The organism is Rhodococcus sp. PvP016 (assembly GCF_017832185.1).
Lineage (GTDB): Bacteria > Actinomycetota > Actinomycetes > Mycobacteriales > Mycobacteriaceae > Rhodococcoides.
This window is the reverse complement of the sequence record NZ_JAFIBH010000001.1, coordinates 1,236,403-1,261,548: the sequence shown is the minus strand read 5'-3', so window position 1 is coordinate 1,261,548 and position 25,146 is coordinate 1,236,403. Positions and strand designations below refer to the sequence as shown.

The window sequence follows — 25,146 nt, the reverse complement described above, 5'->3', positions numbered from 1 at the left end:
GATCCTACCGGGGATTCGACTCGCCCTGTACCAGGTGACCGTCGTCCGGGACTGCGCTCTCCAGCACGAGAGCGGTGGCGATCGCGGCCACACCCTCGCCGCGCCCGGTCAGACCCAGCCCGTCGGTCGTCGTGGCCGAGACGGAGACGGGCGCCCCCAGGATGTTCGTGAGCAGTGTCTGCGCCTCCACCCGACGTGGACCGACGCGCGGACGGTTGCCGATGATCTGGACCGCGGCGTTGCCCACGCGCATCGAGTGCTGCGCGAGCAGCTCGCGGACGTGCATGAGCATGGTGGCGCCGCTGACACCGTCCCATTCGGGGCGACCCGTACCGAACACCGAGCCCAGGTCTCCCAGACCGGCCGCGGACAGCAGCGCGTCGCAGAGCGCGTGCGCCGCGACGTCGCCGTCGGAGTGCCCGGCGCAGCCGTCGGCGTCCTCGAACAACAGTCCGGCGATCCAGCACTCACGCCCCACCTCGATGGGGTGGACGTCGGAACCGATCCCTACGCGCATGGTCTCCCTCTCACGACTGTGTCCGGCGGGCGACGAGTGCGCGCGCCAGAACCAGATCCATCGGGGTGGTGATCTTGAAGGCCTCGGCGTCGCCGACGACCGTGTGCACGTCGACTCCCAGTCGTTCGACGAGGCCGGCGTCGTCGGTGGCCGTCTCGGGAAAGGCGTCGTAGGCACGGCGCAGGGTCACCCCGTCGAATCCCTGCGGCGTCTGCACCGAGCGCAGCGTGGCACGGTCGACCGTTCCGGTCACCACACCGTGGGCATCGACGGACTTCATCGTGTCGACGACGGGCAACACCGGCACCACGGCCGACGCACCGGCGCCCACCGCCTCGACGACGCGGGTGATCAGGCTCGGCGGCGTCAAGCAGCGTGCGGCATCGTGCACCAGCACGATGTCCGCAGTACCGGCGACTGCGAGGCCGGCCCGCACCGAATCGGTGCGCTCGGCTCCGCCGACGACGACGTCCACCGGCAGGACGCAGGACTCGACCAGACGAGAGGTCGTGTCCTGCAAAATGTCCGGGACCACCACCACGACACGAGAAAGGGCGCCGGAGGCCGACAGGCCGTCCAGCGCCCACTCGAGCAGAGTGCGTCCCGCGAGTTCCACGAACGCCTTGGGCATGTTCTCCCCGAGGCGTACGCCCGATCCGGCAGCCGGAACGAGCGCGACGACGTCCGTCACACGCGCGTCAGGACGCCGCGGCCAGGACCTCGTCCAGCATGGAATCCGCCCTGACCTCGTCGGTTCCCTCGGCGAGTGCGAGCTCGCCGACCAAAATCTGACGTGCCTTCGCCAGCATGCGCTTCTCACCGGCGGACAGGCCGCGGTCCTGCTCACGACGCCACAGGTCGCGCACGACCTCGGCCACCTTGTTCACGTCACCCGACGCGAGCTTCTCCAGGTTGGCCTTGTACCGGCGCGACCAGTTGGTGGGCTCCTCGGTGTGCGGCGCGCGGAGAACCTGGAACACCTTGTCCAGACCCTCCTGGCCGACGACGTCCCGAACACCCACGTACTCGGCGTTGTCGGCAGGAACTCGAACGGTGAGATCACCCTGGGCTACCTTGAGAACGAGGTATTCCTTGGCCTCGCCCTTGATGGTGCGTGTCTCGATATTTTCGATCAGCGCCGCTCCGTGGTGCGGGTAAACGACGGTGTCTCCGACCTTGAAAATCATGTGTTCGGTGCCCCTTTCGATATGGCCAGTTTAACACGCCTCCGATCCGGGGTCGTTCCAACGGTGCAGGTCAGGGGCACAGGGCTGTTGGGGATGCTCTTGACAGGGGTCCGGATACATGTATCGAGCAGGCTGTTCGGCCCGCTCCGGCACCGACTGGCGTCACCCGATCCACACGTCCGGACGGCGAACTACTACGCTGCGTGGTGGTGGCCGCCCGTCGGCACAACTCTCGATGACGACCAGTGGAGGACGACCAGTGACCGCATCTACCGCCCGGATCCGGCCCGCCCGAGTCGCGACCGGCGTCGCGCTCGCTCTCGGCACCATGATCAGCCTCTCCGCGTGCAGCGCCGGGCAGATCTCCCAGACGGCGACGCAGGTCGCCGCGGTGAACGGTAACGGCGCGGACCAGGGCACCGTCTCCCTGCGCAACGTGCACGTCGCCTACCCCTCCTCCGACGAGTTCGTGCTCGAGCCCGGTGGCCGCGCGGAGCTGATCTTCACGGCGATCAACACCAGCGAGACCACACCGGACCGCATCACCGGCATCGAGAGCGAGGGTGCCGCCGAGATCGTCGTCACCGGCGCCACCGGTGGCACCTCCATCGAGATCCCGGCGCAGGCGTCCGTCGCCTCCGGAGTGCCCGCGGACCAGGACCCCACCGCCCCCGAGGGATCGCAGTCCATCACCGCCGTGATGGAGGACCTCTCCGAGAACGTGCGCCCCGGACTCACCGTCCCGGTCACCTTCACGTTCGAGCAGGCCGGCGACGTCACCGTGAGCGTGCCCGTCGACCCGGGCCCCGTCACCCCGCGCCTCGAGGAAGAGGCCAACGGCTGACGGTCCCCCGTCGGCCGAGCGTTCCTGTCGGTAGACCCCTCTAGTCTTCGCGAGTGGCCAAGACTCGTACCAGTTATCGCTGTTCGGCCTGTCAGCACACCGTGGCCAAGTGGGTCGGGCGCTGCCCCGAGTGCGAGACGTGGGGCTCCATGGACGAGGTCACCCTCCTCGCCTCCGTGTCGTCCCGCCCCGGCGCCAGCGCCGTGCGCGCGGGCGGCGCGTCGATGATCCCGACGTCGCCGGCGCTCCCGCTCACTCAGGTCTCCAGCACGTCCTCCATCGCCCGCCCCACCGGGGTCGACGAGCTCGACCGCGTGCTCGGTGGCGGCATCGTGCCCGGCTCGGTGGTGCTGCTCGCGGGTGAACCGGGCGTCGGCAAGTCCACCCTTCTGCTCGAGGTGGTCAAGCAATGGGCCGAGCGCAGCCCGCAGGACATCGCGCTCTACGTCACGGGTGAGGAGTCGGCAGGGCAGGTACGTCTGCGCGCCGACCGGACGGGCGCCGTGCACGAGCGCGTGTTCCTCGCCGCGGAGAACGACCTGGCCACCATCTTCGGCCATGTCGACCAGGTCGCACCCACCCTCGTCGTCGTCGACTCCGTGCAGACCATGCAGGCGTCCGACGTGGACGGTGTCATCGGCGGCGTCACCCAGGTCCGCGCCATCACCTCGGCGCTGACGTCCCTCGCCAAGGGCAGCGGCACGGCCGTCATCCTCGTCGGCCACGTCACGAAGGACGGCGCGGTCGCCGGGCCCCGCTCGCTCGAGCACCTCGTCGACGTCGTCCTGCACTTCGAGGGCGACAAGCACTCCACCCTGCGCATGGTCCGGGGCGTCAAGAACCGCTTCGGCGCGGCCGACGAGGTGGGCTGCTTCGAACTGCGCGAGGGCGGCATCCACGGCGTCAGCGATCCGTCCGGCCTGTTCCTGCACCACCGAGCCGACTCGGTTCCCGGCACCGCCGTCACCGTGACGATGGACGGCAAGCGGGCACTGCTCGCGGAGGTGCAGGCACTCGTCGCGCCGTCGCACATGCCCACGCCGCGCCGGGCCGTCAGTGGTCTCGATGCCGCCAGGGTGTCGATGATTCTCGCGGTCCTCGAACGTCGCTGCGGTGTGCAGCTCAGCAGCCGGGAGGTGTACGCCGCCACCATCGGCGGTATGCGGACCACCGAGCCCGTCGTCGATCTCGCGCTGGCACTCGCGGTGGCTTCCGCCGCGCGCGACACCGCCCTGCCGCCGGGAATGGTGGTGCTCGGCGAGGTGGGGCTGGCCGGGGAGGTCCGGCGCGTGGTCGGCGTCGACCGGCGTCTCGCCGAGGCCGCGCGCCTGGGATTCACCTCCGCGATCGTCCCGTCCGACCAGCGTCGCGGCGTGAAGGACGACACGGCCGGGGATCCACCGGGAATGCGGGTCGTCCGGGTCACCGACGTCGCCGGCGCGATGCAGGGAGCCTTCGAACGCAGACGGAAGTAGACCACTCGGCCCGCGGACGGAACGCCGGTGCGCCGAGTACCGGTACCCTGACTCTGCACCACCGGCAACCGGGAACGACGTGGGAGGGGGACCAGTGACCGACACCGTGACGACTCCGGACATCTCCCTCGGCTTCCCGGTACCCCACTCGTCCCTGCGTGACGCCATCGCCGACCTCGCCCCCGGCACCACATTGCGCGACGGCCTCGAGCGCATCCTGCGTGGCCGCACCGGCGGACTGATCGTCCTCGGGTACGACGAGCAGGTCGAGAGCATCTGCGACGGCGGCTTCGATCTCGACGTCGAGTTCGCCCCCACCCGGCTCCGCGAACTGTCCAAGATGGACGGCGCCGTCGTCCTGTCCACCGACGGTTCACGCATCGTCCGCGCCAACGTGCAGCTCGTCCCCGACCACACCATCCCCACGGTCGAGTCCGGTACCCGCCACCGCGCCGCCGAGCGCACCGCGATCCACACCGGCTACCCGGTGGTGTCCGTCAGCCAGTCGATGAGCATCCTCAGCGTCTACGTCGGCGGGACCCGGCACGTCATCGAGGGTTCCGCCACCATCCTCTCCCGCGCCAACCAGGCCGTGGCCACCCTCGAGCGGTACAAGGCGCGCCTCGACGAGGTCAGCCGCCAACTGTCCGTGACGGAGATCGAGGACTCGGTGACGTTGCGCGACGCGCTCACCGTCGCGCAGCGCCTCGAGATGGTCCGGCGCGTGTCCGTCGAGATCGAACAGAACGTTCTCGAGCTCGGAATCGACGGGCGCCAGCTCGCCCTGCAGCTCGAAGAACTGGTGGGCGACAACGACTCCGCGCGCCAACTCGTCGTCCGCGACTACCTCGCCGGCACCGACACACCCACCACCGCGGCCGTCGAACGCTCCCTCGCGGCGCTCGACCGGCTCACCGACGTCGACCTGCTCGACCTCACGGTCATCGCGCGCGCCTTCGGCTACCCCGGCACCATCGAGGCACTCGACGCACCGATGAGTCCCCGCGGCTACCGGTTGCTCACCCGCGTTCCGCGGCTGCAGTTCACGCAGATCCACCGACTGGTCGGGCACTTCGGCACCCTGCAGACACTGCTGGCCGCCACCGCAGCCGACCTGCAGTCCGTCGAGGGCATAGGCGGGCTGTGGGCTCGCCACATCCGAGAAGGCCTGTCCCGCATGGCCGAGGCCAGCATCTCGGGGCCGTTCGATTGATCGGCCGGCCTCCGGCCTTCCCGTTCGATCAGTCGGCCGGCTCCCGTAGGCGTTGTGTATTCGCGCGGTGACTGCAACACCTGCGGGAAAGGGAAACTACCGCGGGAACAGAGCTCGCCGGCCCGGCCTTCCCTTTCGATTAGCCGGACGTGAGCTAGGTGATGTTGAACGTCTCCGGCGCGCTGCGCAGCTGACCGAGCTGGCCGACGACGCTGTATCCGCCGGGGCCCACGGGGTTCCGCGGTGCGGCGCACCCCGGCTCGGAGGTGGTCGCGGACCACTTCACGGCGAACGGCGCCTGCTCACCGGGCTGCAGGGTGCGGATGTCGGGAGTCGTGGTGGGGAAGCAGTCGACGTTCGACCACAGTCGCTGACCCTCCAGCGTGTAGACCAGCACCTGCTGCAGGCCCGAACCCAGATCGCGCTCGCACGCCGAGGTCCCGATGTTGGTGACGACGACGGTGAACGCCGGCTCCTGCCCCGCGGGGTAGGACGGTTGATCGGGCGAGGCCTTCACGGCGAGAGACTGGTCCGCGCACTGACCGGGAGCGACGGGCGCAGCGGACGTCGTGGCGGTCGTGGACGTCGCCGACGACGAGGACGCGGTGTCTCCGCCCCCGCCACCACCACCGGAACCGCCTGCCGGAGCGGAGCCTCCGGTCGCGGACGCGTCGGGGCGGTACGTCGTGGCAGCGGACGGTGCGAGCGAGGCGGACGCCGCGGTGGACTCGGAATCCTGCGACCCGCCACCGGCGAGCGACACCACCAGCCACACCACGAGTCCGATGACCACGACTGCGCCACCGATCGCGAGCGCGCGGCGTCGCCAGTAGATCTCGGGAGGCAAGGGTCCGTTCGGCTCGAGCACAGGTCAACCGTATGTGCCGACGCGGTGACCGAGCGGCACCTACTACGGCGTGTCGCTCGCCGTCGCCGACGAGGTGAGCAGATCGCTCGCGTCGGTCCGGTCGGTCGACCCCATCTCGACGTGTCCGATGTCGCCCAGCGCGCCCTGGAACTCCACCTTGCCCTCGGCCAGCTTGTACGTCAGGCCGACGATGGCGAGCGTGCCCGCGGCGACGCGCTTCTCCAGGATCGACGACCGATCGATCAGCAGCTTCCCGGTCTCGAGGACGTGGCGCGCCTCGATGTCGTCGGCGCGTGTGTACCCCAATCGATGGGCATTGAGGACGGACGGCGTGACCCGCTCGACGATGTCGCGGATGAAGCCACCGGGGACGGTGCCCTCGTCCAGCGCGTTGATGGTCGCCTTCACGGCACCGCAGCTGTCGTGGCCGAGAATGACGATCAGGGGTGCTTCGAGGACCTCGGCGCCGAACTCCAGGGAACCGAGGACGGCCGAGTCGACGACCTGACCGGCCGTGCGGACGACGAACATGTCACCGAGGCCCTGGTCGAAGATGATCTCGGCCGCGACGCGGGAATCGGAGCACCCGAAGACGATCGCGGTGGGGTGTTGACCGTCGACGAGCGACGCGCGGTGATCCACCCCCTGGCTGGGATGCTCCGGGCGGCCGTCGACGAACCTGCGATTACCCTCGACGAGTGCGTTCCATGCTGAGCGGGGACTCGAGTTAGGCATGGAGTCATTGTTACCGAAACATGAGTCACCCGCCTGTGGCGGCCCCGACTTCCGGGAGGAATCACAGATAGTGGACACCGACGTCTTGGTCGACTGGTTCACGCGCGATGCCCGTGACCTGCCGTGGCGACGCCCGGACGTCAGCGGGTGGCAGATTCTGATGAGCGAGGTGATGCTGCAGCAGACCCCGGTCGCGCGGGTCGCGCCGATCTGGGTCGAGTGGGTGCAGCGGTGGCCGGTGCCGTCCGCCATGGCCGCGTCGTCGCGAGCCGACGTCCTGCGGGCCTGGGGCAAGCTCGGTTATCCGCGCCGCGCCGCACGCCTCCATGACTGCGCCGCCGTCCTCGCCGAACACCACGGCGACGAGACGCCCTCGGACGTCGAGACGCTGCTGACGCTGCCTGGTGTCGGGGCGTACACCGCACGCGCCGTCGCGTGCTTCGCCTACGGGCAGCGGGTCCCCGTCGTCGACACCAATGTGCGGCGCGTCGTCGCCCGCGCGGTCCACGGCCTTGCCGAGCCCGGAAACCCGAGCACCACAAGAGATCTCGCGGACACGGAAGCATTGCTGCCCCACGACGTCGCCACAGCGGCCACTCTGTCGGCGGCACTGATGGAGCTCGGCGCCGTCATCTGCACCGCACGCAATCCCGCCTGTGCGGACTGCCCGCTCCCGTCGTGCGCGTGGGTCGAGGCCGGTCGGCCCGCGCACGACGGTCCGCCGAGAAAGGTGCAGAAGTTCGCCGGAACCGATCGCCAGGTACGCGGAAAGCTGATGGACGTGCTGCGCTCCACGATGGGTCCGGTGGCGAAGTCGGAGCTCGACCTGGTGTGGACGACCGATCCCGGCCAACGTGACCGTGCCCTGAACTCGCTACTGGTCGACGGGCTCGTCGAGCAGACGTCCGCCGGCGCCTTCGCGCTCGCCGGGGAGGGCTCGTAGGAAGGTCTCGACAGCGCGCCGGTACTCCCCCGGCCGATCGTCGTGCACCAGATGCCCGGCGCCGGCGATCACCTCGTACGTCGAGTCGTGATGCAGCGCAGCCATTCTCGCCATCTGACCCGGCGGAGTGACCGAGTTCTCCGCCTCGAGCAGCAGCGCGGGTGCACGCACCGCTCGCCACTCGTCCCAGAAGTCGCGTCGTCCCCATTCGTCCGAGATCGCCGCGAACGTGTCCACGTCGCCGTGCAGGCGCAGCCCGGCCGGCGTCCGCTCGAAGCAGTCGAGGAAGTACTGCCCCGCGACGTCACCGAAGTACGCCAGGACCGCGGCCTCGTCGGGGAACGGCTGGGGCCACGCACGGATGACGGCCGCCCATCCGTCGGAGGTGCGACCGCGGAAGTCCGGAGCCATGTCCTCGACGACGATCCCGCGCACCCGCTCCGGTTCGCGCGCCGCGAGGCACCACGCGTGGAGGGCGCCCATGGAGTGCCCGATCAGGATCACGGACTCGAACGGCGCCAGCGCCGCACGCAGCTCGTCGACGAACGCCTCGGTGGCGAGCGTCGCCGGAGCAGCACGCCCGTGTCCGGCCGCCCGGACGGCGAGGACGTGGCCGTGCTCTCGCAACCAGGGCACCTGCCGGCGCCACGTGTCCGGGCCACCCATCAGGCCGTGCAGCAGCACGAGGGGCACTCCGTGGCCGCCGTGGTCGTCCAGCATCGCTCGACCGTAACCGTCGCAGGTAGCCTCGGATTCATGCCAGTGGTCAAGATCAACGCCATCGAGGTGCCCGAGGGCGCCGGCCCCGAACTCGAGAAGCGCTTCGCCGCCCGCGCCGGATCGGTCGACGGCTCGCCCGGTTTTCTCGGTTTCCAGCTGCTCCGCCCGGTCAAGGGCGAGACCCGCTACTTCGTCGTCACGCAGTGGGAGGACGAGGAGTCGTTCCAGGCCTGGTCCGGTGGGCCGGCTCGCGAGGCCCATTCCGGGGAGCGGGCGAAGCCCGTCGCCTCGGGCGCCTCGTTGTTGGAGTTCGACGTCGTCCTGGACGTTCCGGCCCGTCGAGACGGACCGGCCGACCGGTAAACCCGGACATGGCTGTAGGTAAGGTCGGTTCTTCACGGCAGTTCGAGCCACAGCAGTTCGAGCGGGAACGAGGTCGGCGACACATGCCCACGTCACGCAGGTACGCCATTCTGGCCGCTGCCGTCACCGCGTCCCTGACGCTCGCGGGATGCTCAGCAGGCGTCGATCCGCTGCTCGAGTCGGGCGCCGCACGCGGCGACGACGGGTCCACGACGGAACCGGCCGACACGACGGCTGCCCCGGCCGCCGGCGCGCCCATCACGGCGGTCACCGACACGGTTCTCGGCTGGATCACGGCGCCTGATCCCACCACGCTCGACCCGGCCGCGATCGACTCCTTCGCCGCGCCGGAACTGGCGCAGGCATTGGCTCAGGTCGGCGGGTTGCTCGGTCCCGTCGCGCAGATCCTGGCGAGTGGACCCCTCACCGTGGGCGAACGGACCGAGGACGGCCTCGAATCCACCGTGCAGCTGAGCACCGGCCGGAGCGCTCCCGTGACGCTGCGACTGCGCGCCACCGAGGACGGCCTGCTGTCCGGCATCCAGGCTCTACCCGACACCGAGGGTGTCGATTCCTTCGCCTCGTCGGACACCGCGCTCACCGCTCTGGGTGCCCGCACGTCCTACGTCGCCTCCCGCGTCACCGACGGCACCTGCACTCCCGTCCACAGCCTGAACGCGGACGACTCCCTGCCGCTCGCCTCCGTCTCGAAGCTCTACGTGCTCGGCGCGGTCGCGCGGGCCGTCGACAACGGGACGCTGTCGTGGGACGAGCAGTTGACCGTGACCGACGCACGCAAGTCCGCCCCGTCGGGACAGTTGCAGTTCGCCCCCGAAGGCACACCGGTGACGGTGCGCGAGGCGACGGACGCGATGATCGCGATCAGCGACAACACCGCCACCGATCTGCTGATGGATCGCATCGGACGGGACGCGGTCGAGTCCGAGGTCACGATCATGGGCGCCGCGAATCCTGCGGCGTTGACGCCCTTTCCGACGACACGCGAGTTCTTCGTGCTCGGGTGGGGACGGCCCGACCTGCGTGCGCAGTGGCGCGACGCCGACACCCAGACCCGCCGCGACATCCTGGCCGGCATCGAGAATCGCACCATCGACAGCGAACCTGTCGATCCGGTGACCGCCGACCTCGACTACCAGGGCATCGCGACCAGGCCCGGTACGCCGGACGGAGTCGAATGGTTCGGCAGCGCGAACGACATCTGCCGCGCGTACGCGGCACTGATCACGGGTCCGCAGAGCGACGTCGTGCGCCAGGTCCTCGCGCTGAACCCCGGCGCCGAGGTCGATCCCGGCCGGTGGCCGTACGTGGGCTACAAGAACGGCAACGCCGCGGGCGACGTGGCGGGGTCCTGGCTGTTGACCGACGATCGGGGACAGGACTGGGTGGTGGCCACCCAGCTGCAGTCCGACGAGGCGATCGGTCCCCTGGACAACGCGTATGCGTTCGCCGTCGTCCAGGGGACGTTCGAGCTGCTTCGCTAGCTCTCGAGTGCGGCGTCGAGCGTGATCTCGACGCCCGTCAGAGCCTTGCTCACCGGGCAGGTCTCCTTGGCGTTCTGCGCAGCCTTCGCGAAGCCGTCGGCGTCCAGACCGTCGACCTCACCGCGCACCGTGATCGTGATGCCGGTCAGCTTGAAGCCGACCTCGTCCGGTCCCAGCGACACCTCGGCGGTGACGTCGAGGCTCTGCGGAGTGCCACCGGCCTCGGCGATGACGGCCGAGAGCTGCATGGCGTAGCAGGACGAGTGCGCTGCGGCGATGAGCTCCTCGGGGCTGGTGGTGCCGCCGGCGTCCTCCGCTGCACGCTTGGGGAACGACACGTCGTACGTGCCGACCTTCGAGCTGGAGAGCTCTACCTGTCCCGAGCCCTCCTCGAGTGAACCGTTCCATGCTGTCCGTGCTGTACGAGTAGGCATCAGCCATCCTTGTCGCTGGGGAACTCTTGACTCCTGCAGAGTATCCAGCGGCGGTCGACTTCGAACCGATGCCAGGTCAGGCGCCCGGGTCGACGGCGATCACCGACAGGACGTTGCCCGACGGATCGGCGAACCACGCGATGTCGGGGCCGTTCCCCCGCATGACACCCTTGTCGTCCTGCGGCGCCCCGTCGTATCGGACGAACTCGACACCTCGCGCCGTGAGGTCGGCGACCGTGGCGTCGATGTCGCGCGTCGGGATGTTCAGCACGGTGTGCGTGGCCGGTACGTGATCCGGCTTGGGGTAGGCGAGCATGCTGGTGCGTCGGTCGATGCGAATCCACGAGGTACCCATCTCGGACGGCAGTACGCGCATGCCCAGGACATCGCGGTAGAAGCGCGTGGTGTCCTCCATGTCTCGGACCGCGATGCCGGGGAACGGCGTCGTCGGAGCACCCATCTGCGCTTCCATCTCGTCCCGCAGCCGGATCAGCTGGATCCAGTTGCCGTCGGGATCCTTCGCGGTGGCGAACAGGTCCCCGTCGCGGCTCTCGAGGGGACTCACCCACTCGCCGCCGAGCGCGTCGATCCGACCGGCGACGGCCTCCGGATCGTCCGGTTCCACGTTCAGGACGACGCGCGCACCCTCCCGATTCGGGCCCGTCACCTCGTCACGCTTGTCGAACATGACGAAGAAGCCGTCGAGGTCGATCACGGTGTACGGGCCCATCGGCATCGGCGGCGCCTCGAACACCTCCCCGTACCATCGGGCGAGCGCGTCGGGATCGGGGCTGGACAGGAGCATCGAGTTCACGGTTGCAGTAGCCATACCGATACAGACCGGGCGGCGCGGCCGAACTCATCACGGGATCCGTTCCACACAGAACGGGCGGGACCCGTGAGGGTCCCGCCCGTTGCCGTGCGTACGTACTACTCGGAGCTCTCGCCCGACTTCGCCAGGTCGACGGTCAACTCGTCGGGAAGGCTGATCGGCTTCTTCTCGCCGCGGAAGGTGAAGACTGCGTCCTCGCCCTGTCCTTCGCCGTCCCAGTTGTCGACGTCGACCAGCACGATCTGACCCGGCTCGATCTCGCCGAACAGGATCTTCTCGGACAGCTGATCCTCGATCTCGCGCTGGATGGTGCGACGCAGCGGCCGCGCACCCAACACCGGGTCGAATCCACGCTTGGCCAGAAGCGACTTGCCCTTGTCCGTGACCTCGATGGCCATGTCCTTGTTCTTGAGCGCAACTTCCACTCGCGCCAGCATGAGATCGACCATCTGGATGATCTCGTCCTTGGTGAGCTGGTGGAAGACGACGATGTCGTCGATGCGGTTCAGGAACTCGGGGCGGAAGTGCTTCTTCAGCTCGTCGTGCACCTTGAGCTTCATGCGCTCGTAGTTCGAGCCACTGCCCTCACCCGAGGAGAAGCCCAGTCCGACGGCCTTGGAGATGTCCGAGGTACCGAGGTTCGAGGTGAAGATCAGCACGGTGTTCTTGAAGTCGACCGTACGACCCTGACCGTCGGTGAGACGGCCGTCCTCGAGCACCTGCAGGAGCGTGTTGTAGATCTCCTGGTGTGCCTTCTCGATCTCGTCGAACAGGACCACGGAGAACGGCTTGCGGCGCACCTTCTCGGTGAGCTGGCCACCCTCTTCGTAGCCCACGTATCCGGGGGGCGCACCGAACAGACGCGATGCGGTGAACCGGTCGTGGAACTCGCCCATGTCGATCTGGATGAGCGCGTCGTCCTCGCCGAACAGGAAGTTCGCCAGAGCCTTCGACAGCTCGGTCTTACCCACACCGGACGGGCCGGCGAAGATGAACGAGCCGGACGGACGCTTCGGGTCCTTCAGTCCTGCGCGAGTACGACGGATGGCCTTGGAAACCGCCTTGACCGCCTCGACCTGGCCGATGATGCGCTTGTGGAGTTCGTCCTCCATGCGCAGGAGACGCGTGGTCTCCTCCTCGGTCAGCTTGAACACGGGGATGCCGGTCCAGTTGCCCAGGACCTCGGCGATCTCGTTGTCGTCGACCTCGGCGATGACGTCGAGGTCTCCGCTACGCCACTGCTTCTCGCGCTCGGCGCGCTGCGCGACGAGCTGCTTCTCCTTGTCGCGCAGGTTGGCGGCCTTCTCGAAGTCCTGCGCGTCGATCGCGGACTCCTTCTCCCGACGAGCATCGGCGATCTTGTCGTCGAAGTCGCGCAGGTCCGGCGGCGCCGTCATCCGACGGATGCGCATGCGCGCGCCCGCCTCGTCGATGAGGTCGATCGCCTTGTCCGGCAGGAAGCGGTCGTTGATGTACCGGTCGGCCAGAGTCGCGGCTGCCACGAGTGCGCTGTCGGTGATCGAGACGCGGTGATGCGCCTCGTACCGGTCGCGCAGACCCTTGAGGATCTCGATCGTGTGATCGACCGACGGCTCGCCGACCTGCACCGGCTGGAAGCGACGCTCGAGGGCCGCGTCCTTCTCGATGTACTTGCGGTACTCGTCGAGCGTGGTGGCACCGATGGTCTGGAGCTCACCACGAGCGAGCTTCGGCTTCAGGATGGAGGCCGCGTCGATCGCGCCCTCGGCAGCACCCGCACCGACGAGAGTGTGCAGCTCGTCGATGAACAGGATGATGTCGCCGCGGGTGTTGATCTCCTTGAGCACCTTCTTCAGGCGCTCCTCGAAGTCACCGCGGTACCGGCTGCCGGCGACGAGCGAGCCCAGGTCCAGCGTGTAGAGCTGCTTGTCCTTGAGCGTCTCGGGCACCTCGCCATTGACGATGGCCTGCGCGAGGCCCTCGACGACGGCGGTCTTGCCGACACCGGGCTCACCGATGAGCACCGGGTTGTTCTTGGTGCGGCGGCTCAGCACCTGCATGACGCGCTCGATCTCCTTCGCGCGTCCGATGACCGGGTCGAGCTTGCCCTCGAGTGCGGCCTGCGTCAGGTTGCGGCCGAACTGGTCGAGCACCAGCGACGTGGACGGTGTGCCCGCCTCGCCGCGGCTGCTGCCGGACTCGCTGGGCTCCTTGCCCTGGTATCCGGACAGGAGCTGGATGACCTGCTGGCGCACGCGGTTGAGGTCGGCGCCGAGCTTGACCAGCACCTGCGCCGCCACGCCCTCGCCCTCACGGATGAGGCCCAACAGGATGTGCTCCGTGCCGATGTAGTTGTGTCCGAGCTGCAGCGCCTCACGCAGGCTGAGCTCGAGGACCTTCTTGGCACGCGGAGTGAACGGGATGTGCCCGGACGGTGCCTGCTGGCCCTGGCCGATGATCTCCTCGACCTGGCTGCGCACACCTTCGAGGGAGATCCCGAGCGACTCCAGAGACTTCGCCGCCACGCCTTCACCCTCATGGATGAGACCCAGCAGGATGTGCTCCGTGCCGATGTAGTTGTGGTTGAGCATCCGGGCCTCTTCTTGGGCCAGGACGACGACGCGCCGTGCGCGGTCGGTGAACCTCTCGAACATCGCTCTCCCTCACACTGATGACGGGGCAGGCGTCGGACCCTCTAGTCCGAACCTCGAGCCCGACTCTCACTCTAGTTGCCGTGACCTTCGAGTGCCGCTCCGCCGGCGAAGTTCATCCGACGGCGAACGGTGGCTTCCATGCCCTCGGCGCGTCGTTCGGGACGTCACCGGCACCCTGGTATGCAGTCACAACGCACTGCACCGGAGATTCGTTACCACCGGCAGCGGCGGATTCGCCGTTCCCGCCTTCGCCCGCAGCGAACGGCCTACTCCGGATCGGCACGCACGGCAATGGGTCGGCGTGATGAGACGTGACGGACATTTCGCCCATCCATTGGAGTCATTGTCATTCAATCGAATGACAATGACTCCGACAGACAGGACAGAATCACGAAGAAAGTTCCCAGGCCCGCACGATCTCGGACGATATGCGGCCCCGCGCACTGATCTCGAAACCTTGCGCGCGCGCCCATTCCCGTATTGCAGCGCTGCGCGCTCGATCGGCCGCGCCGCGTGTCCGCGTGCCCCCGGACGAGCTCGCGGCCGATCCTCCCCCGGTCGTCCGCGTCGACACCCGCCGCGCGTGCTGGATCCACTGATCCATGACTTTCCGCAGCTCATCGGCGTTCGAGTTGGACAGATCCAACTCGAACCACGTGCCGTCCAACCCGATCGACACCGTCTCGTCAGCCGGCACGTTGTCGACGTCGTCGACCAGCGTGACCGTCACCTTCTTGACCATTCGACGCATTCCCCCCTCCGAACACAGCGACACTTTTCGCCGAGCGAGGTCGATAATAGCGCGCATTACCGAGGCAATGCAGCGTACCGAGTGGAATGTTTCTATTCGCCGTCAGCCGCGGTCGGGACGTACCAATGGAAAGAGGATGGTCTCGCGAATACCCAACCCGGTGAGCGCCATCAGAAGGCGGTCGATGCCCATTCCGGTACCCGTTGTGGGGGGCATCGCGTACTCCATGGCGGTGAGGAAGTCCTCGTCGAGAACCATGGCCTCGTCGTCGCCGGCCGACGCCAGCCGGGCCTGATCGACGAACCGCTCACGCTGCACGACGGGATCGACGAGCTCCGAGTAGCCGGTGGCGAGCTCGAAGCCCCGGACGTAGAGGTCCCACTTCTCCACCACACCGGGCATGCTGCGATGGGCGCGGACCAGTGGCGACGTCTCCACGGGGAAGTTGCGGACGAACGTCGGAGTGTGCAGCTGGTCCCCGCAGCTGTGCTCCCACAGCTCCTCGACCAGTTTGCCGTGGCCCCACCCCTTGTCCCTCGGCACGGCGAGACCCACCCGATCGGCCAGCGCGCGCAGGTCGCCCGGGCTCGTCTCCGGTGTCACCTCGGTGCCGACGGCGGCCGACAACGACGGGTACATCTCGATGGTGGTCCACTCGCCCGCGAAGTCGTACGCGGAACCGTCCGCGAGAGTCACCTGCAGCGACCCGTACACAGCCTGGACGACTTCCTGCACGAGCTCGCGCGTCATCACCGCGGAGTCGTCGTACGTGCCGTAGGCCTCGTACGTCTCGAGCATCGCGAACTCCGGGGAGTGCGTGGAGTCGATGCCCTCGTTGCGGAAGTTGCGGTTGATCTCGAAGACCCGGTCGATGCCGCCCACGACCGCCCGCTTGAGGAACAGTTCGGGGGCGATGCGGAGGAACAGGTCGATGTCGAGCGCATTCGAGTGCGTCGTGAACGGCCGGGCCGCGGCGCCGCCGTGCAGCGTCTGGAGCATCGGGGTCTCGATCTCCAGGAATCCACGGCGCTCGAGCCCGTCACGCAGTGCACGCAGCGCGGCGACGCGGCGGCGGGCGTTCTCCCGCGCCTCGGGGCGCACGATGAGGTCGACGTACCGCTGGCGTACGCGGGACTCCTCGTTCATCTCCTTGTGGGCCACGGGCAGAGGCCGCAGCGACTTGGACGCCATCTGCCACTCGTCCGCCATCACGCTCAGCTCGCCGCGTCGGGAGCTGATCACCTCGCCGTGCACGAAGATCATGTCGCCGAGATCGACGTCCGACTTCCACAGCGCCAACGCGTCCTCGCCGACACCGGCGAGGGAGATCATGGCCTGGAGCTGCGTGCCGTCCCCGTCCTGCAGCGTCGCGAAACAGAGCTTGCCGGTGTTACGCAGGAAGATGACGCGACCGGCCACCCCCACCTGCTCACCGGTGTGCGTGTCCGGCTCGAGCGCGGGATGCGCCGCCCGGACCTCGGCCAGCGAGTGTGTCCTCGCGACGGACACCGGATAGGCCTCGCGCCCCGACTCCAGCAGCCGGGCGCGCTTCTCGCGGCGGATGCGCACCTGTTCCGGAGTGTCGTCGGTGGGAACGGCGGCGGGGTCGGTGTCTGCGCGTGGTGTCTCGGTCACGACTGCCCAGCCTATAGAGAGGTCAGTGCGCGACGAGAGTGCGCCCTTCACGCAGGCAGTGCCGCGCACGTCCCACGACGCCGGTGAGTCCGGCGTCGACGATGGCGCGGTATCCACCGATGACGTCGGAGGCTCGCGTGAGCCCCAGTTCCTGCAGTGCCGCGGCGGCGAGCGAGGAGGTGTAGCCCTCGGAGCACAGGACGATCCACTCGACGTCGTGGTCCACCGCGATGGCCAGGCGTGCACTGCTCGTGGGGTCGCATCGCCACTCGAGGACGTTGCGCTCGATGGCCAGCGCCCCGGGCATCGTCCCCTCCAGCGCGCGCTGGGCCTGGGGGCGGATGTCGACGAGCACCGCGCCGCGGGCGACGGCATCGGCCAGCTCGGAGACATCCGTGCGGCGGTACGTGGACCGTGCGCGCTCGAGCATGTCGTCGATGCTCGATCGGGTGGTGGGTCGAGTCGTCATCACGCATCTCCCTCGGGCAGGTCGGTCAGGACGGACCGGGTGCGGCGCAGAGCACCACGCTCGCCGATCTCGTAGTAGGACATGGCCGTCAACGGCGGCGAGTACGCGTGCACGCTCAGCGTCGGACCGCTCGCGGTCGCCGGGTCCGGTGTCGACGTCGGGGCGTGCGTGACGTCGTGGACCCAGCCCAGCGGGAAGGACGCCTGATCGCCCGCGTCGAGGCGTCGGTGATGCAGACCTTCACCGTTCCAACGGTATTCGCTGAGCGACCCGCTCAGCACGGTCAGTGCGCCGAGCGATCCGGCGTGGTCGTGAAGTTCGGTGGACTTGTCCGGCACCCAGCTGATGAGCCACAGGTCGACCAGATCGTCCGAATGCAGACGGGCACACCACCGTTCACCGGTAGGGAACACACCACCGGGTGGGAGGAGAGCATCATGGCGACCGTCGAGCACATCGGCCGCACCTTGATCGGTGAGGCGCAGCAGGTCGGCGGGACGCAGAGAGGTGGGGGCGACAGCAGAGAGCACGACAGGACTCCAGGGAGGTGTGATGACAGTCAGGGCAGGCGTCAGCCCCGACAACACTCCCGAGCACCCGTGCGATCAGTCACCCAGAAAGTGTGGCACACAGTTCGGCGGTGCGCCACCTCGACCTTCGTGGCCTCGATCAGCGCCGACGAGTCTGATTGCGCTCGTATACCAGCCGGAGTCCCGCCAACGTGAGGTCCGGCTCGATGCGATCGATCGACGAGGAGTCGTCCATGACGAGGGACGCCGTGTCGCCGGTGGCCACCACGACGACGTCGTCGCCGTCGAAGCCGGGCACCTCGCGGCAGACCCGGTCGACGATGCCGTCGACGAGACCGGCGAAGCCGAAGATCGCACCCGACTGCATGGCCTCGACGGTGTTCTTGCCGAGAACGCCTCGGGGCCGGACCAGTTCGACCTTGCGCAGCGCCGCGGAGCGTGACGCGAGCGCGTCCATGGAGATCTCGAGTCCGGGCGCGATCGATCCACCCAGGAACTCCCCCTTGGCCGACACGACGTCGACGCACGTGGACGTCCCGAAGTCGACGATGATGCACGGGGCGTCGTACAGGTGGTGAGCCGCGAGGCTGTTGACGATACGATCGGCGCCCACCTCCTTCGGATTGTCCACCAGCAGAGGAACTCCCGTGCGCACACCGGGCTCGACCACCACATGGGGAACGTGCGACCAGTATCGCCCCAGCATCGTCCGGATCTCGCGCAGGACCGACGGGACCGTCGACAGCGCCGCGACACCCGTGATGGTCTCCACGTCGGGACCGAGGAGACCGCGGAACGTCAACGCGAGCTCGTCCGCCGTCATCGAGGCGTCCGTCCGCATCCGGCGTTGCCGCGTGAGCCGCGCGTGGTCACCGCTGCCGGTGAACACGCCCAACACGATGTTGGTGTTGCGGACGTCGACGGTGAGCAGCATCAGACCGAGACCGTGTCACGCGTGTCCGCGGTGAGAGTGCGCGGCGAGATCAGCCCGGACCCGGCCGGGCTGTCCGCCGGATCGGTGCCCACCTGGACGGGGCGATTGTCGGCGTCGACGAACACCACGTTCGGGGCGTACTCGGCGACCTCGGCGGGATCGAGGATGCCGTAGGCGATGATGATCACCAGGTCGCCCGGATGCACCAGATGCGCTGCGGCGCCGTTGATCCCGACCACACCCGAACCGCGCTGTCCCGCGATGACGTAGGTCTCGAGCCGAGCACCGTTGTCGATGTCCACGATGGTCACCTGCTCACCCTCGAGCAGCGCGGCCGCGTCGAGCAGGTCCTGATCGATGGTCACCGACCCCACGTAGTGCAGATCGGCGTGGGTCACGGTGGCGCGGTGGATCTTCGAGGTCATCATCGTGCGGAGCATGGTGGGTCCTTTGATGGTCGGGCCGGTCGGCTGGTTGGTGCGCACGTCAGGAGTGGCCGAGATGGCGTTGTCCGGCTGCGGATTCCGGATCGCGACCCTGGAATCCGGTACCGAGAGCGACGCCCACGTTGTCGAGCAGACGCGTGGTGCCCACGCGGGCGGCGACCAGCAACCGGCCGTCGCCCTCCTCGGGTGCGTCACGGAGATCGGCTCCGCGTACCTCGAGGTAGTCGACGTCGACCTCCGGCACCGTGTCGAGGACCGACTGCGCCGCTGCGAGAACGGCATCCGAACCACCCTCGGCAGCATGGGTGCCGGCGATCAGCGCTGCCGACAGGGCCACCGCGAGGGACCGCTGGTGCTCGTCGAGGAACCGGTTGCGCGAGGACAGGGCGAGACCGTCGGACTCGCGCACGATGGGGACACCGCGGATCTCGACGTCGATGTTCAGGTCACGTACCATCTGGTCGATGAGGACCAGCTGCTGGTAGTCCTTCTCACCGAAGTAGGCCGTGGTGGGTGCGACGATGCCGAGCAACTTGGCGACCACCGTCAGCATCCCGGCGAAATGGCCGGGCCGCGAAGCGCCTTCGAGTTCGGCACCGAGCGGACCGGGGTGCACCGTCGTCCGCGGTCCGTGCGGGTACATGTCCTGCACACTCGGAACGAAGGCGAGTTCCACCCCGGCTGCGCGCAGCACGTCGAGGTCGGCGTCGAGGGTGCGCGGGTACGCGTCGAGATCCTCCCCCGCCCCGAACTGCAACGGGTTGACGAAGATCGACACCACGACGACGGCGCCGCTCCGCTTCGCCATCTCCACGAGCTGGACGTGACCGGCGTGCAGCGCGCCCATGGTGGGCACGAGCGCGACTCTGCGCCCCGCCGAGCGCAGGGCTCGGGTGACCGACCGGACGACATCGGGTGCGTGATGCACCGTCAGCTCACCCGGTGTGTACGCGCCGTCGAGTGCACTCACGGCTGCCTCCTCATTCGTTGTCCCGCAGGACGTTCATGACGTCGTCACCCGCGTCGGCCCGCTCGGCCGTGCGCAGTGACATCGCGCGATAGCCCGCGGCGATCCGCGGGTCGAGATCGGTCAACGCGTCCAGATGCCTGGACACCGTCGCCCCGTCGCCGCGCGCCACCGGACCGGTCAGCGCGCCCTGCCCACTGCGCAGCACGTTGTCCAACGCCGCCGACAGCAGTGGCGCGAGAACCCGCTCCGCCACACCACCGGGACGCTGCTCCACGGGCTGCTGACCGGGAAGCTCCTCGTGCGCCAACGCGTCGCGCAGCGCATCGAGGGCGTCGACGACCAGGGTGACCAGGTGATTCGATCCGTGGGCGAGCGCCGCGTGGTACAGCGTGCGCGCCTCCTCGGGCACACCCACGGGCTCGCCGCCGATCTCGAGCACCAGTCCCTGTGCGATCGCGACGCCGATCTCGTCGGCCGCCGTGATGCCGAAGCACGCGGTCGCCAGTCGATCGGTGTCCTCGGGTTTGCCGCTGAAGGTCATCGCGGGGTGCACGGCCATCGTCACCACACCGCGGCCCGCCAACGGCGCGAGGATGCCGACACCGTTGGCGCCGGACGTGTGCAGCACGAGAGTTCCGGGCGACACCGCATCGGTGCGCGCCAACCCGCGTACCAGCGCGTCCAGCTCCTGATCCGGCACCGCCAGGATCAGCAGTTCGCTGCGCCGCGCCACATCCGTGGCCGGCATGATCTCCGCGTCGGGAAGGCGGGTCTCGGCGCGACGCCGGGACGCGTCGGAGACCGCGGCGCAGCCGAACACGACGTGACCGACGCGTTCGAGCGCCTCACCCAGCGCGGTACCGACCCGGCCTGCGGACACGACGCCGACGGACAGCCGCGCCGGGGCGGGGTCGGACGTGACTCGATCGGGGGACAAGAAGGGTCCTCTCGGGGATACAGTTCCAGTCCCGCTCCGCGGGTACCGGACTCATCGACGCCCACACTAGTGTCCGGCGTCGACCGACCGCCATGCGACGCCGATCACACCCGAGGCGGGGTGTCTATTCGGCGCGGCGGCGCCGGCGACCCGATCCTGTCGACGCGTCCGCAGTGCCCATTCCCGCGAGGATCTCCGCAACGGAGCGCCCGCTCGAATGTGCTCCCGATCCGGCGTCGACCGGTGCGTCGGACTCGTCGTCCGGCTCCGCAGCGCGCCGTCGACCGCCCGACTGCGCGGGTGCGGCGGGCGCGGGTTCCGGGAACTCGGGCTCGGGCAGTTCCGGCTCGGGTTCGGGTTCGACGTCCAGAGTCGGCAGCGGATCGGGTTCGGGCTGCGGCTCGGGTTCGGGGAGCGGCTCGGGCTCCGGCAGGGGTTCGGGCTCGGGTTCGGGCTCCGGCAGCGGTTCCGGCTCGGGAAAGGGTTCCGGCTCGGGAAAGGGTTCCGGCTCGGGCGTGACGGGGATGCTGTCGGCACGGTGACTCGACGGGTTCCACTCGGGGGTGCGCGACGACTGCTGTGCGGGTGCCGGCTGTGCGGGTGCCGGATGGAAGGTGCCGTCATGATCGAACTCGCCGCCGATGACCGACGTCTCCGCCGTGACCGGGTCGTCGAAAGGAGTGGCGAAACCCGGCCGAGAGTAGGTCGGATCCGGGGCGAAGCTCGGCGGGCGGGTGCGCGATCCCGGAACGTAGAGACCCGACGGCGCCGGCTCGTAGCCGCTGTAGGAACGCTCGGCCAGCTCCCGCATCCGCATCGCCTCGCCGGCGATGGCAGCACGGTCGTCCGGCAACTCACCGTCGAACAGCATCTCGAGGCTGCGGCGCAGAGACGCGAGTTCGGCTCGGAGAGCACGCATCTCGTCTCCGTCGGCACCGATCTCGGCGCGCACCCGCGACTCGACGCCGAGCTCGTACTCGCGACGCGCGGCGATCTCCCGCTCGAGCTGGAGTTCGTAGACGGTCTGCAGATCGCGCGCCTTCATCTGATCCACCGCGGCGTCGCGGCGGTACTTCGTCATCGCGAACGCGCCGAGAACGGCGGCCCACAGCGCTGCCACGATGCCCACCCGCAGCAGCGGAACGCTGTCGCTGAGGATCATGAGAACGCTGGCCACCACGCCCAGCAGAACCAGACCGGCGAGAGCCGTGTGGTTGCCGCCGCGTTTCGTGCGACGGTTCGCCTTGCTCCTGCCGGTGTCCGTCATGAATCCCAGGGTAACGGCTCGGGCGGCTGTCGCACTTCACCATGCACGGACGGGGTGTCCGAGGACGGCCGCGATCGCGTCAGTGGGCGGGCTCGTCGGCTCCGTCGTCCGGTGTCCGGCAGCAGTGCTCGAGCCACAGGGCAGCGGCCGCGGCGACGATCCCGGCGACGAGGCCGACGAGCGCTCCGGGCGTGTCCTCCGAGGCCGCGCGCACCGAGGACCGCAGGGGCAGCAGATGAATCAGCAGTCCGGCCCACACTCCCGCCGCCCCTGCACCGACGAGGGCCGCGGCCTTCGCCAGCGCGACGGCGCGCGCGACCGTGATCGGATGCAGCTGGCCGGGCCCGGGGCCGATCCTGCGGGTACGCAAGCGGGACCGCACCAGCAGACCCACCACCACGAGGACGCCCGCCACCGGAAACAGCGACGCACCGGCGAAGGCCGAGATGGGCGGAACCGAACCGTAGAACGAGGACGCGAGGATCCAGGTGGCCACCACGGCGAACGCTGCGAGCGCGACGAGGTCGCGCACGCGCGTCGGGCTCACGTGGAGTCACCGCCGGCCCGCCCGCAGTGCACCGGGTCCCACAGACGCGTCTCGGTGCGGCGCACACCGGCACGTTCGGACTCGGGCAGCTCGGCCAGCAGGTCGCGCACCGGCCGGCCACGCAGCACGGCGTCGGGATCGGCGTCCAGCCACGGTGCGAGGACGAAGGCACGCTCGTGCGCCAGAGGGTGCGGAAGGATCAGCTCGGGGTCGTCGCTGACGACGTCGTCGCACACCACGATGTCCACGTCGACGGTCCGCGGTCCCCAGCGCTGCACTCGCTCGCGGTGAGCGGCCGCCTCCAACTGCTGTCCCCGTCGCAACCAACCCCGGCAGTCGGTGTGCTCGTCGTCCACGATCACGACGGCGTTGAGGAAGTCCTGCTGGTCGATGCCGCCCCACGGGGCGGTCGCGAACACGGTCGACACCGCGACGACGGCGTCACCGAGACCCTCGACGACGGCCCGCAAGTGCTGTTCGCTGTCACCGATGTTGCTCCCGATCGAGAGCACCGCGCGGGTCACGCAGACCTCGATCGGGTCACCACGACGGCCACGTCGGTGAAGGTCAGGGGGATCGGAGCCGACGGCTTGTGCAGGGTCACCTCGACGCGTTCCACGCGCGGATCCGTCAGGACACCGTCGGCGATCTCGCTCGCGACCGTCTCGATGAGATCGCGACTCGGACCCGCGATCACCGCGGCGGCGGCCTCGGCCAGCTCGCCGTAGTGCGCCGTCTTCGTCAGGTCGTCCGATGCCGCGGCCGGGGCGAGATCCATGTGGACGACGAGGTCGACGAGGAAGTCCTGTCCGTCTCGCTTCTCGTGGTCGAAGACACCGTGATTGCCACGCACGGTCAATCCGCGCAGCTCGATGCGATCGGTCATGTCGTGCCTTTCGGTTCGGTCGGGCCGTGCCACTGCCGGTGCACGGCGAGAGCGTCGAGAGTGCCGACGGCATCGTGGACGCGCACCCCCCAGGCGCCCGCCGCCGCGGACAGCACCGAGATCGCGGCCGTCGCAGCGTCGCGGCCGTGCGCGGGGCGAGGTCGGCCGTCACGGGCGAGCAGAGTGCCGAGGAATCGTTTGCGGGACGCACCCACCAGCACGGGAATGCCCGTGTCGACGAGACGGTCGAGTCGGCGGAGCAGCGCCCAGTTGTGCTCCGCGTTCTTGGCGAAGCCGAGTCCCGGATCGAGGACGATGCGCGAGCTGTCCACCCCGGCGGCCACGGCCGCGTCGACCTGACGGAGCAGTCCGCTGCGCACGTCCTCGACGATGTCGCCGTACTCGTGCTCCTCGGCGGCACCGGGTCGGTGGGTCCAGTCGACGGTGGAACGCCAGTGCATGAGCACCCAGGCAACGCCGGCATCAGCCACGACCCCCGCCATGTCGGGATCGGCGCGGCCACCGGAGACGTCGTTGACGATGGACACGCCCGCACCGATCGCCGCGGTCGCCACGGACGCCCGCATCGTGTCGACGCTGACACACACACCGTGGGAGACCAGCTCGGCGATCACCGGTGTGACGCGCTCCGCCTCGACGGACGGATCGACGCGGTCGGCTCCGGGGCGCGTCGATTCGCCCCCCACGTCGACGATGTCGACACCCGCGGCGTGCAGTTCGAGGCCGTGCCGCACCGCGGCGTCGACGTCGAGGTAGTGGCCGCCGTCCGAGAACGAGTCGGCCGTGACGTTGACGACGCCCATCACCACGGGCCCGTCGGCATGCGGAAGCGTGAACACGAGCGGCGCCTACTTGCGAAGAATGAGATCCAGCGCCTCGGACCGGGACACCGCGCTGGACTGGAACACACCGCGCACGGCGGAGGTGGTGGTGCTGGCGCCCGGCTTACGGATTCCCCGCATCGCCATGCAGAGATGCTCGGCCTCCATCACCACGATGACTCCGCGCGGCTCGAGCTTGCGCATCATCGCGTCGGCGACCTGCGACGTGAGACGTTCCTGCACCTGCGGCCGCTTCGCGTACAGGTCGACGACCCGCGCCAGCTTCGACAGGCCCGTCACCCGGCCCGACTTGCCCGGGATGTAGCCGACGTGCGCGACGCCGTGGAAGGACACCAGGTGGTGCTCGCACGTCGAGTACATCGGGATGTCCCGAACGAGGACGAGTTCGCGGTGCGCCTCGTCGAACGTCGTTCCCAGCACCTCGTCGGGATCGACGAACAGTCCGCCGAACATTTCCCGGTACGCGCGTGCCACTCGAGCGGGCGTGTCCTTCAGCCCCTCGCGTTCAGGGTCCTCGCCCACCGCGAGCAGCAGCTCCCGGACAGCCGCCTCGGCGCGCTCCTGATCGAACGTCCGACCGGACACCACGGACACAGGCTCGTCGATCGACTGATCGGCTTGGTTGACGGACACGGGAGGTCCCTT

General features: G+C 69.0%; 29 protein-coding genes. 6 read left to right on the top strand and 23 right to left on the bottom strand.

Annotated elements, in window-relative coordinates; genetic code table 11:
- Positions 1-4: 4 nt before the first annotated feature.
- The 3 genes from ispF to JOE30_RS05870 are packed head-to-tail and all read right to left on the bottom strand — an operon-like array spanning position 5 to position 1,704.
- Positions 5-517 carry a 2-C-methyl-D-erythritol 2,4-cyclodiphosphate synthase gene (gene ispF, locus JOE30_RS05880; RefSeq protein WP_204869763.1) on the bottom strand — a complete coding sequence of 171 codons (513 nt, stop codon included), beginning with the start codon at positions 515-517 and terminating at the stop codon, positions 5-7.
- Positions 518-527: 10 nt separating this feature from the next.
- Complete coding sequence (ispD, locus tag JOE30_RS05875; protein ID WP_204869762.1) at positions 528-1,208, bottom strand: 2-C-methyl-D-erythritol 4-phosphate cytidylyltransferase; 681 nt, start codon at positions 1,206-1,208, stop codon at positions 528-530.
- Between the two features lie 7 nt (positions 1,209-1,215).
- Positions 1,216-1,704 (bottom strand): CarD family transcriptional regulator, encoded by a 489-nt coding sequence (locus tag JOE30_RS05870; RefSeq protein ID WP_027506450.1) that lies wholly within the window; start codon positions 1,702-1,704, stop codon positions 1,216-1,218.
- Between the two features lie 235 nt (positions 1,705-1,939).
- On the opposite strand from JOE30_RS05870, the gene JOE30_RS05865 reads away from it, so the two are divergent.
- From JOE30_RS05865 to disA, 3 genes are all read left to right on the top strand, one after another.
- Entirely contained in the window at positions 1,940-2,548 is a 609-nt protein-coding gene (locus JOE30_RS05865) for a copper chaperone PCu(A)C (RefSeq protein WP_204869761.1), read from the top strand.
- A gap of 53 nt (positions 2,549-2,601) precedes the next feature.
- Positions 2,602-4,023, top strand: a complete 1,422-nt coding sequence (radA, locus tag JOE30_RS05860) for a DNA repair protein RadA (RefSeq protein ID WP_056443590.1) — start codon at positions 2,602-2,604, stop codon at positions 4,021-4,023.
- Positions 4,024-4,144: 121 nt separating this feature from the next.
- Positions 4,145-5,236: a DNA integrity scanning diadenylate cyclase DisA gene (gene disA / locus JOE30_RS05855; protein ID WP_027506453.1), complete on the top strand. Its 1,092-nt coding sequence runs from the start codon at positions 4,145-4,147 to the stop codon at positions 5,234-5,236.
- A gap of 154 nt (positions 5,237-5,390) precedes the next feature.
- Here disA and JOE30_RS05850 read toward each other — a convergent pair whose 3' ends face one another.
- The gene (locus JOE30_RS05850) at positions 5,391-6,104 is read right to left on the bottom strand and encodes a hypothetical protein (RefSeq protein ID WP_204869760.1); all 714 of its coding nucleotides are present in this window, start codon (positions 6,102-6,104) and stop codon (positions 5,391-5,393) included.
- Between the two features lie 42 nt (positions 6,105-6,146).
- Entirely contained in the window at positions 6,147-6,839 is a 693-nt protein-coding gene (locus JOE30_RS05845; RefSeq protein ID WP_204869759.1) for a carbonic anhydrase, read from the bottom strand.
- Positions 6,840-6,909: 70 nt separating this feature from the next.
- Here JOE30_RS05845 and JOE30_RS05840 point away from each other — a divergent pair, with 70 nt between their 5' ends.
- Entirely contained in the window at positions 6,910-7,782 is an 873-nt protein-coding gene (locus tag JOE30_RS05840; RefSeq protein WP_307806080.1) for an A/G-specific adenine glycosylase, read from the top strand.
- Here JOE30_RS05840 and JOE30_RS05835 read toward each other — a convergent pair.
- Complete coding sequence (locus JOE30_RS05835) at positions 7,714-8,502, bottom strand: alpha/beta fold hydrolase (RefSeq protein ID WP_204869757.1); 789 nt, start codon at positions 8,500-8,502, stop codon at positions 7,714-7,716. The genes JOE30_RS05840 and JOE30_RS05835 overlap by 69 nt on opposite strands.
- A 36-nt stretch (positions 8,503-8,538) precedes the next feature.
- Between JOE30_RS05835 and JOE30_RS05830 the strand changes: the two genes are divergently transcribed.
- Positions 8,539-8,865, top strand: coding sequence for an antibiotic biosynthesis monooxygenase (locus JOE30_RS05830; protein WP_204869756.1), 327 nt, complete (start codon positions 8,539-8,541; stop codon positions 8,863-8,865).
- Between the two features lie 83 nt (positions 8,866-8,948).
- Positions 8,949-10,367, top strand: coding sequence for a serine hydrolase (locus JOE30_RS05825; protein ID WP_204869755.1), 1,419 nt, complete (start codon positions 8,949-8,951; stop codon positions 10,365-10,367).
- Here the strand turns inward: JOE30_RS05825 and JOE30_RS05820 are convergent.
- The 17 genes from JOE30_RS05820 to folE all read right to left on the bottom strand — a co-directional run bounded on the left by JOE30_RS05820 (position 10,364) and on the right by folE (position 25,134).
- A complete protein-coding gene (locus JOE30_RS05820; protein WP_204869754.1) occupies positions 10,364-10,801 on the bottom strand; it encodes an OsmC family protein in 438 nt (145 codons plus the stop codon). The two genes, JOE30_RS05825 and JOE30_RS05820, sit on opposite strands and share 4 nt — an antisense overlap.
- Positions 10,802-10,877: 76 nt before the next feature.
- Complete coding sequence (locus JOE30_RS05815) at positions 10,878-11,630, bottom strand: VOC family protein (RefSeq protein ID WP_204869753.1); 753 nt, start codon at positions 11,628-11,630, stop codon at positions 10,878-10,880.
- 101 nt (positions 11,631-11,731) lie between these two features.
- Positions 11,732-14,266 (bottom strand): ATP-dependent Clp protease ATP-binding subunit, encoded by a 2,535-nt coding sequence (locus JOE30_RS05810; protein WP_204869752.1) that lies wholly within the window; start codon positions 14,264-14,266, stop codon positions 11,732-11,734.
- A gap of 388 nt (positions 14,267-14,654) precedes the next feature.
- On the bottom strand, positions 14,655-15,008 hold the full coding sequence (locus JOE30_RS05805) for an Lsr2 family protein (protein ID WP_204870812.1): 354 nt from the start codon (positions 15,006-15,008) through the stop codon (positions 14,655-14,657).
- A 111-nt stretch (positions 15,009-15,119) separates the two neighbouring features.
- Entirely contained in the window at positions 15,120-16,652 is a 1,533-nt protein-coding gene (gene lysS / locus JOE30_RS05800) for a lysine--tRNA ligase (protein WP_204869751.1), read from the bottom strand.
- 22 nt (positions 16,653-16,674) lie between these two features.
- Positions 16,675-17,121: a rhodanese-like domain-containing protein gene (locus JOE30_RS05795; RefSeq protein ID WP_204869750.1), complete on the bottom strand. Its 447-nt coding sequence runs from the start codon at positions 17,119-17,121 to the stop codon at positions 16,675-16,677.
- A complete protein-coding gene (locus JOE30_RS05790; protein WP_307806079.1) occupies positions 17,121-17,651 on the bottom strand; it encodes a cysteine dioxygenase in 531 nt (176 codons plus the stop codon). The genes JOE30_RS05795 and JOE30_RS05790 overlap by 1 nt, the downstream gene beginning before the upstream one ends.
- A gap of 139 nt (positions 17,652-17,790) precedes the next feature.
- Positions 17,791-18,585 carry a type III pantothenate kinase gene (locus JOE30_RS05785; protein WP_204869749.1) on the bottom strand — a complete coding sequence of 265 codons (795 nt, stop codon included), beginning with the start codon at positions 18,583-18,585 and terminating at the stop codon, positions 17,791-17,793.
- Positions 18,585-19,025: an aspartate 1-decarboxylase gene (gene panD / locus JOE30_RS05780; RefSeq protein WP_027506465.1), complete on the bottom strand. Its 441-nt coding sequence runs from the start codon at positions 19,023-19,025 to the stop codon at positions 18,585-18,587. Before panD ends, JOE30_RS05785 begins: the two co-directional genes overlap by 1 nt.
- Positions 19,026-19,071: 46 nt before the next feature.
- Complete coding sequence (gene panC, locus JOE30_RS05775; protein WP_204869748.1) at positions 19,072-20,001, bottom strand: pantoate--beta-alanine ligase; 930 nt, start codon at positions 19,999-20,001, stop codon at positions 19,072-19,074.
- 10 nt (positions 20,002-20,011) lie between these two features.
- On the bottom strand, positions 20,012-20,938 hold the full coding sequence (locus JOE30_RS05770; protein WP_204869747.1) for a Rossmann-like and DUF2520 domain-containing protein: 927 nt from the start codon (positions 20,936-20,938) through the stop codon (positions 20,012-20,014).
- A gap of 124 nt (positions 20,939-21,062) precedes the next feature.
- Positions 21,063-22,205 (bottom strand): DUF6779 domain-containing protein, encoded by a 1,143-nt coding sequence (locus JOE30_RS05765; protein WP_204869746.1) that lies wholly within the window; start codon positions 22,203-22,205, stop codon positions 21,063-21,065.
- A 79-nt stretch (positions 22,206-22,284) separates the two neighbouring features.
- Positions 22,285-22,752: a DUF3180 domain-containing protein gene (locus JOE30_RS05760; protein ID WP_204869745.1), complete on the bottom strand. Its 468-nt coding sequence runs from the start codon at positions 22,750-22,752 to the stop codon at positions 22,285-22,287.
- Positions 22,749-23,276: a 2-amino-4-hydroxy-6-hydroxymethyldihydropteridine diphosphokinase gene (folK, locus tag JOE30_RS05755; RefSeq protein WP_204869744.1), complete on the bottom strand. Its 528-nt coding sequence runs from the start codon at positions 23,274-23,276 to the stop codon at positions 22,749-22,751. The genes JOE30_RS05760 and folK overlap by 4 nt, the downstream gene beginning before the upstream one ends.
- A complete protein-coding gene (folB, locus tag JOE30_RS05750) occupies positions 23,273-23,638 on the bottom strand; it encodes a dihydroneopterin aldolase (RefSeq protein ID WP_204869743.1) in 366 nt (121 codons plus the stop codon). Before folB ends, folK begins: the two co-directional genes overlap by 4 nt.
- The gene (gene folP / locus JOE30_RS05745; protein WP_204870810.1) at positions 23,635-24,462 is read right to left on the bottom strand and encodes a dihydropteroate synthase; all 828 of its coding nucleotides are present in this window, start codon (positions 24,460-24,462) and stop codon (positions 23,635-23,637) included. The genes folB and folP overlap by 4 nt, the downstream gene beginning before the upstream one ends.
- Positions 24,463-24,507: 45 nt before the next feature.
- On the bottom strand, positions 24,508-25,134 hold the full coding sequence (gene folE, locus JOE30_RS05740) for a GTP cyclohydrolase I FolE (protein WP_027506473.1): 627 nt from the start codon (positions 25,132-25,134) through the stop codon (positions 24,508-24,510).
- Positions 25,135-25,146: the final 12 nt, after the last annotated feature.

Excerpts from the sequence above, each read along its gene's own strand:
- ispF (WP_204869763.1), bottom strand. The coding sequence starts at position 517 with ATGCGCGTAGGGATCGGTTCCGACGTCCACCCCATCGAGGTGGGGCGT.
- JOE30_RS05870 (WP_027506450.1), bottom strand. The coding sequence starts at position 1,704 with ATGATTTTCAAGGTCGGAGACACCGTCGTTTACCCGCACCACGGAGCG.
- JOE30_RS05865 (WP_204869761.1), top strand. The coding sequence starts at position 1,940 with ATGACGACCAGTGGAGGACGACCAGTGACCGCATCTACCGCCCGGATC.
- JOE30_RS05845 (WP_204869759.1), bottom strand. The coding sequence starts at position 6,839 with ATGCCTAACTCGAGTCCCCGCTCAGCATGGAACGCACTCGTCGAGGGT.
- JOE30_RS05835 (WP_204869757.1), bottom strand. The coding sequence starts at position 8,502 with ATGCTGGACGACCACGGCGGCCACGGAGTGCCCCTCGTGCTGCTGCAC.
- JOE30_RS05830 (WP_204869756.1), top strand. The coding sequence starts at position 8,539 with ATGCCAGTGGTCAAGATCAACGCCATCGAGGTGCCCGAGGGCGCCGGC.
- JOE30_RS05825 (WP_204869755.1), top strand. The coding sequence starts at position 8,949 with ATGCCCACGTCACGCAGGTACGCCATTCTGGCCGCTGCCGTCACCGCG.
- JOE30_RS05820 (WP_204869754.1), bottom strand. The coding sequence starts at position 10,801 with ATGCCTACTCGTACAGCACGGACAGCATGGAACGGTTCACTCGAGGAG.
- JOE30_RS05815 (WP_204869753.1), bottom strand. The coding sequence starts at position 11,630 with ATGGCTACTGCAACCGTGAACTCGATGCTCCTGTCCAGCCCCGATCCC.
- JOE30_RS05810 (WP_204869752.1), bottom strand. The coding sequence starts at position 14,266 with ATGTTCGAGAGGTTCACCGACCGCGCACGGCGCGTCGTCGTCCTGGCC.
- JOE30_RS05805 (WP_204870812.1), bottom strand. The coding sequence starts at position 15,008 with ATGGTCAAGAAGGTGACGGTCACGCTGGTCGACGACGTCGACAACGTG.
- JOE30_RS05795 (WP_204869750.1), bottom strand. The coding sequence starts at position 17,121 with ATGACGACTCGACCCACCACCCGATCGAGCATCGACGACATGCTCGAG.
- JOE30_RS05785 (WP_204869749.1), bottom strand. The coding sequence starts at position 18,585 with ATGCTGCTCACCGTCGACGTCCGCAACACCAACATCGTGTTGGGCGTG.
- panD (WP_027506465.1), bottom strand. The coding sequence starts at position 19,025 with ATGCTCCGCACGATGATGACCTCGAAGATCCACCGCGCCACCGTGACC.
- JOE30_RS05765 (WP_204869746.1), bottom strand. The coding sequence starts at position 22,205 with ATGACGGACACCGGCAGGAGCAAGGCGAACCGTCGCACGAAACGCGGC.
- folB (WP_204869743.1), bottom strand. The coding sequence starts at position 23,638 with ATGACCGATCGCATCGAGCTGCGCGGATTGACCGTGCGTGGCAATCAC.
- folP (WP_204870810.1), bottom strand. The coding sequence starts at position 24,462 with ATGGGCGTCGTCAACGTCACGGCCGACTCGTTCTCGGACGGCGGCCAC.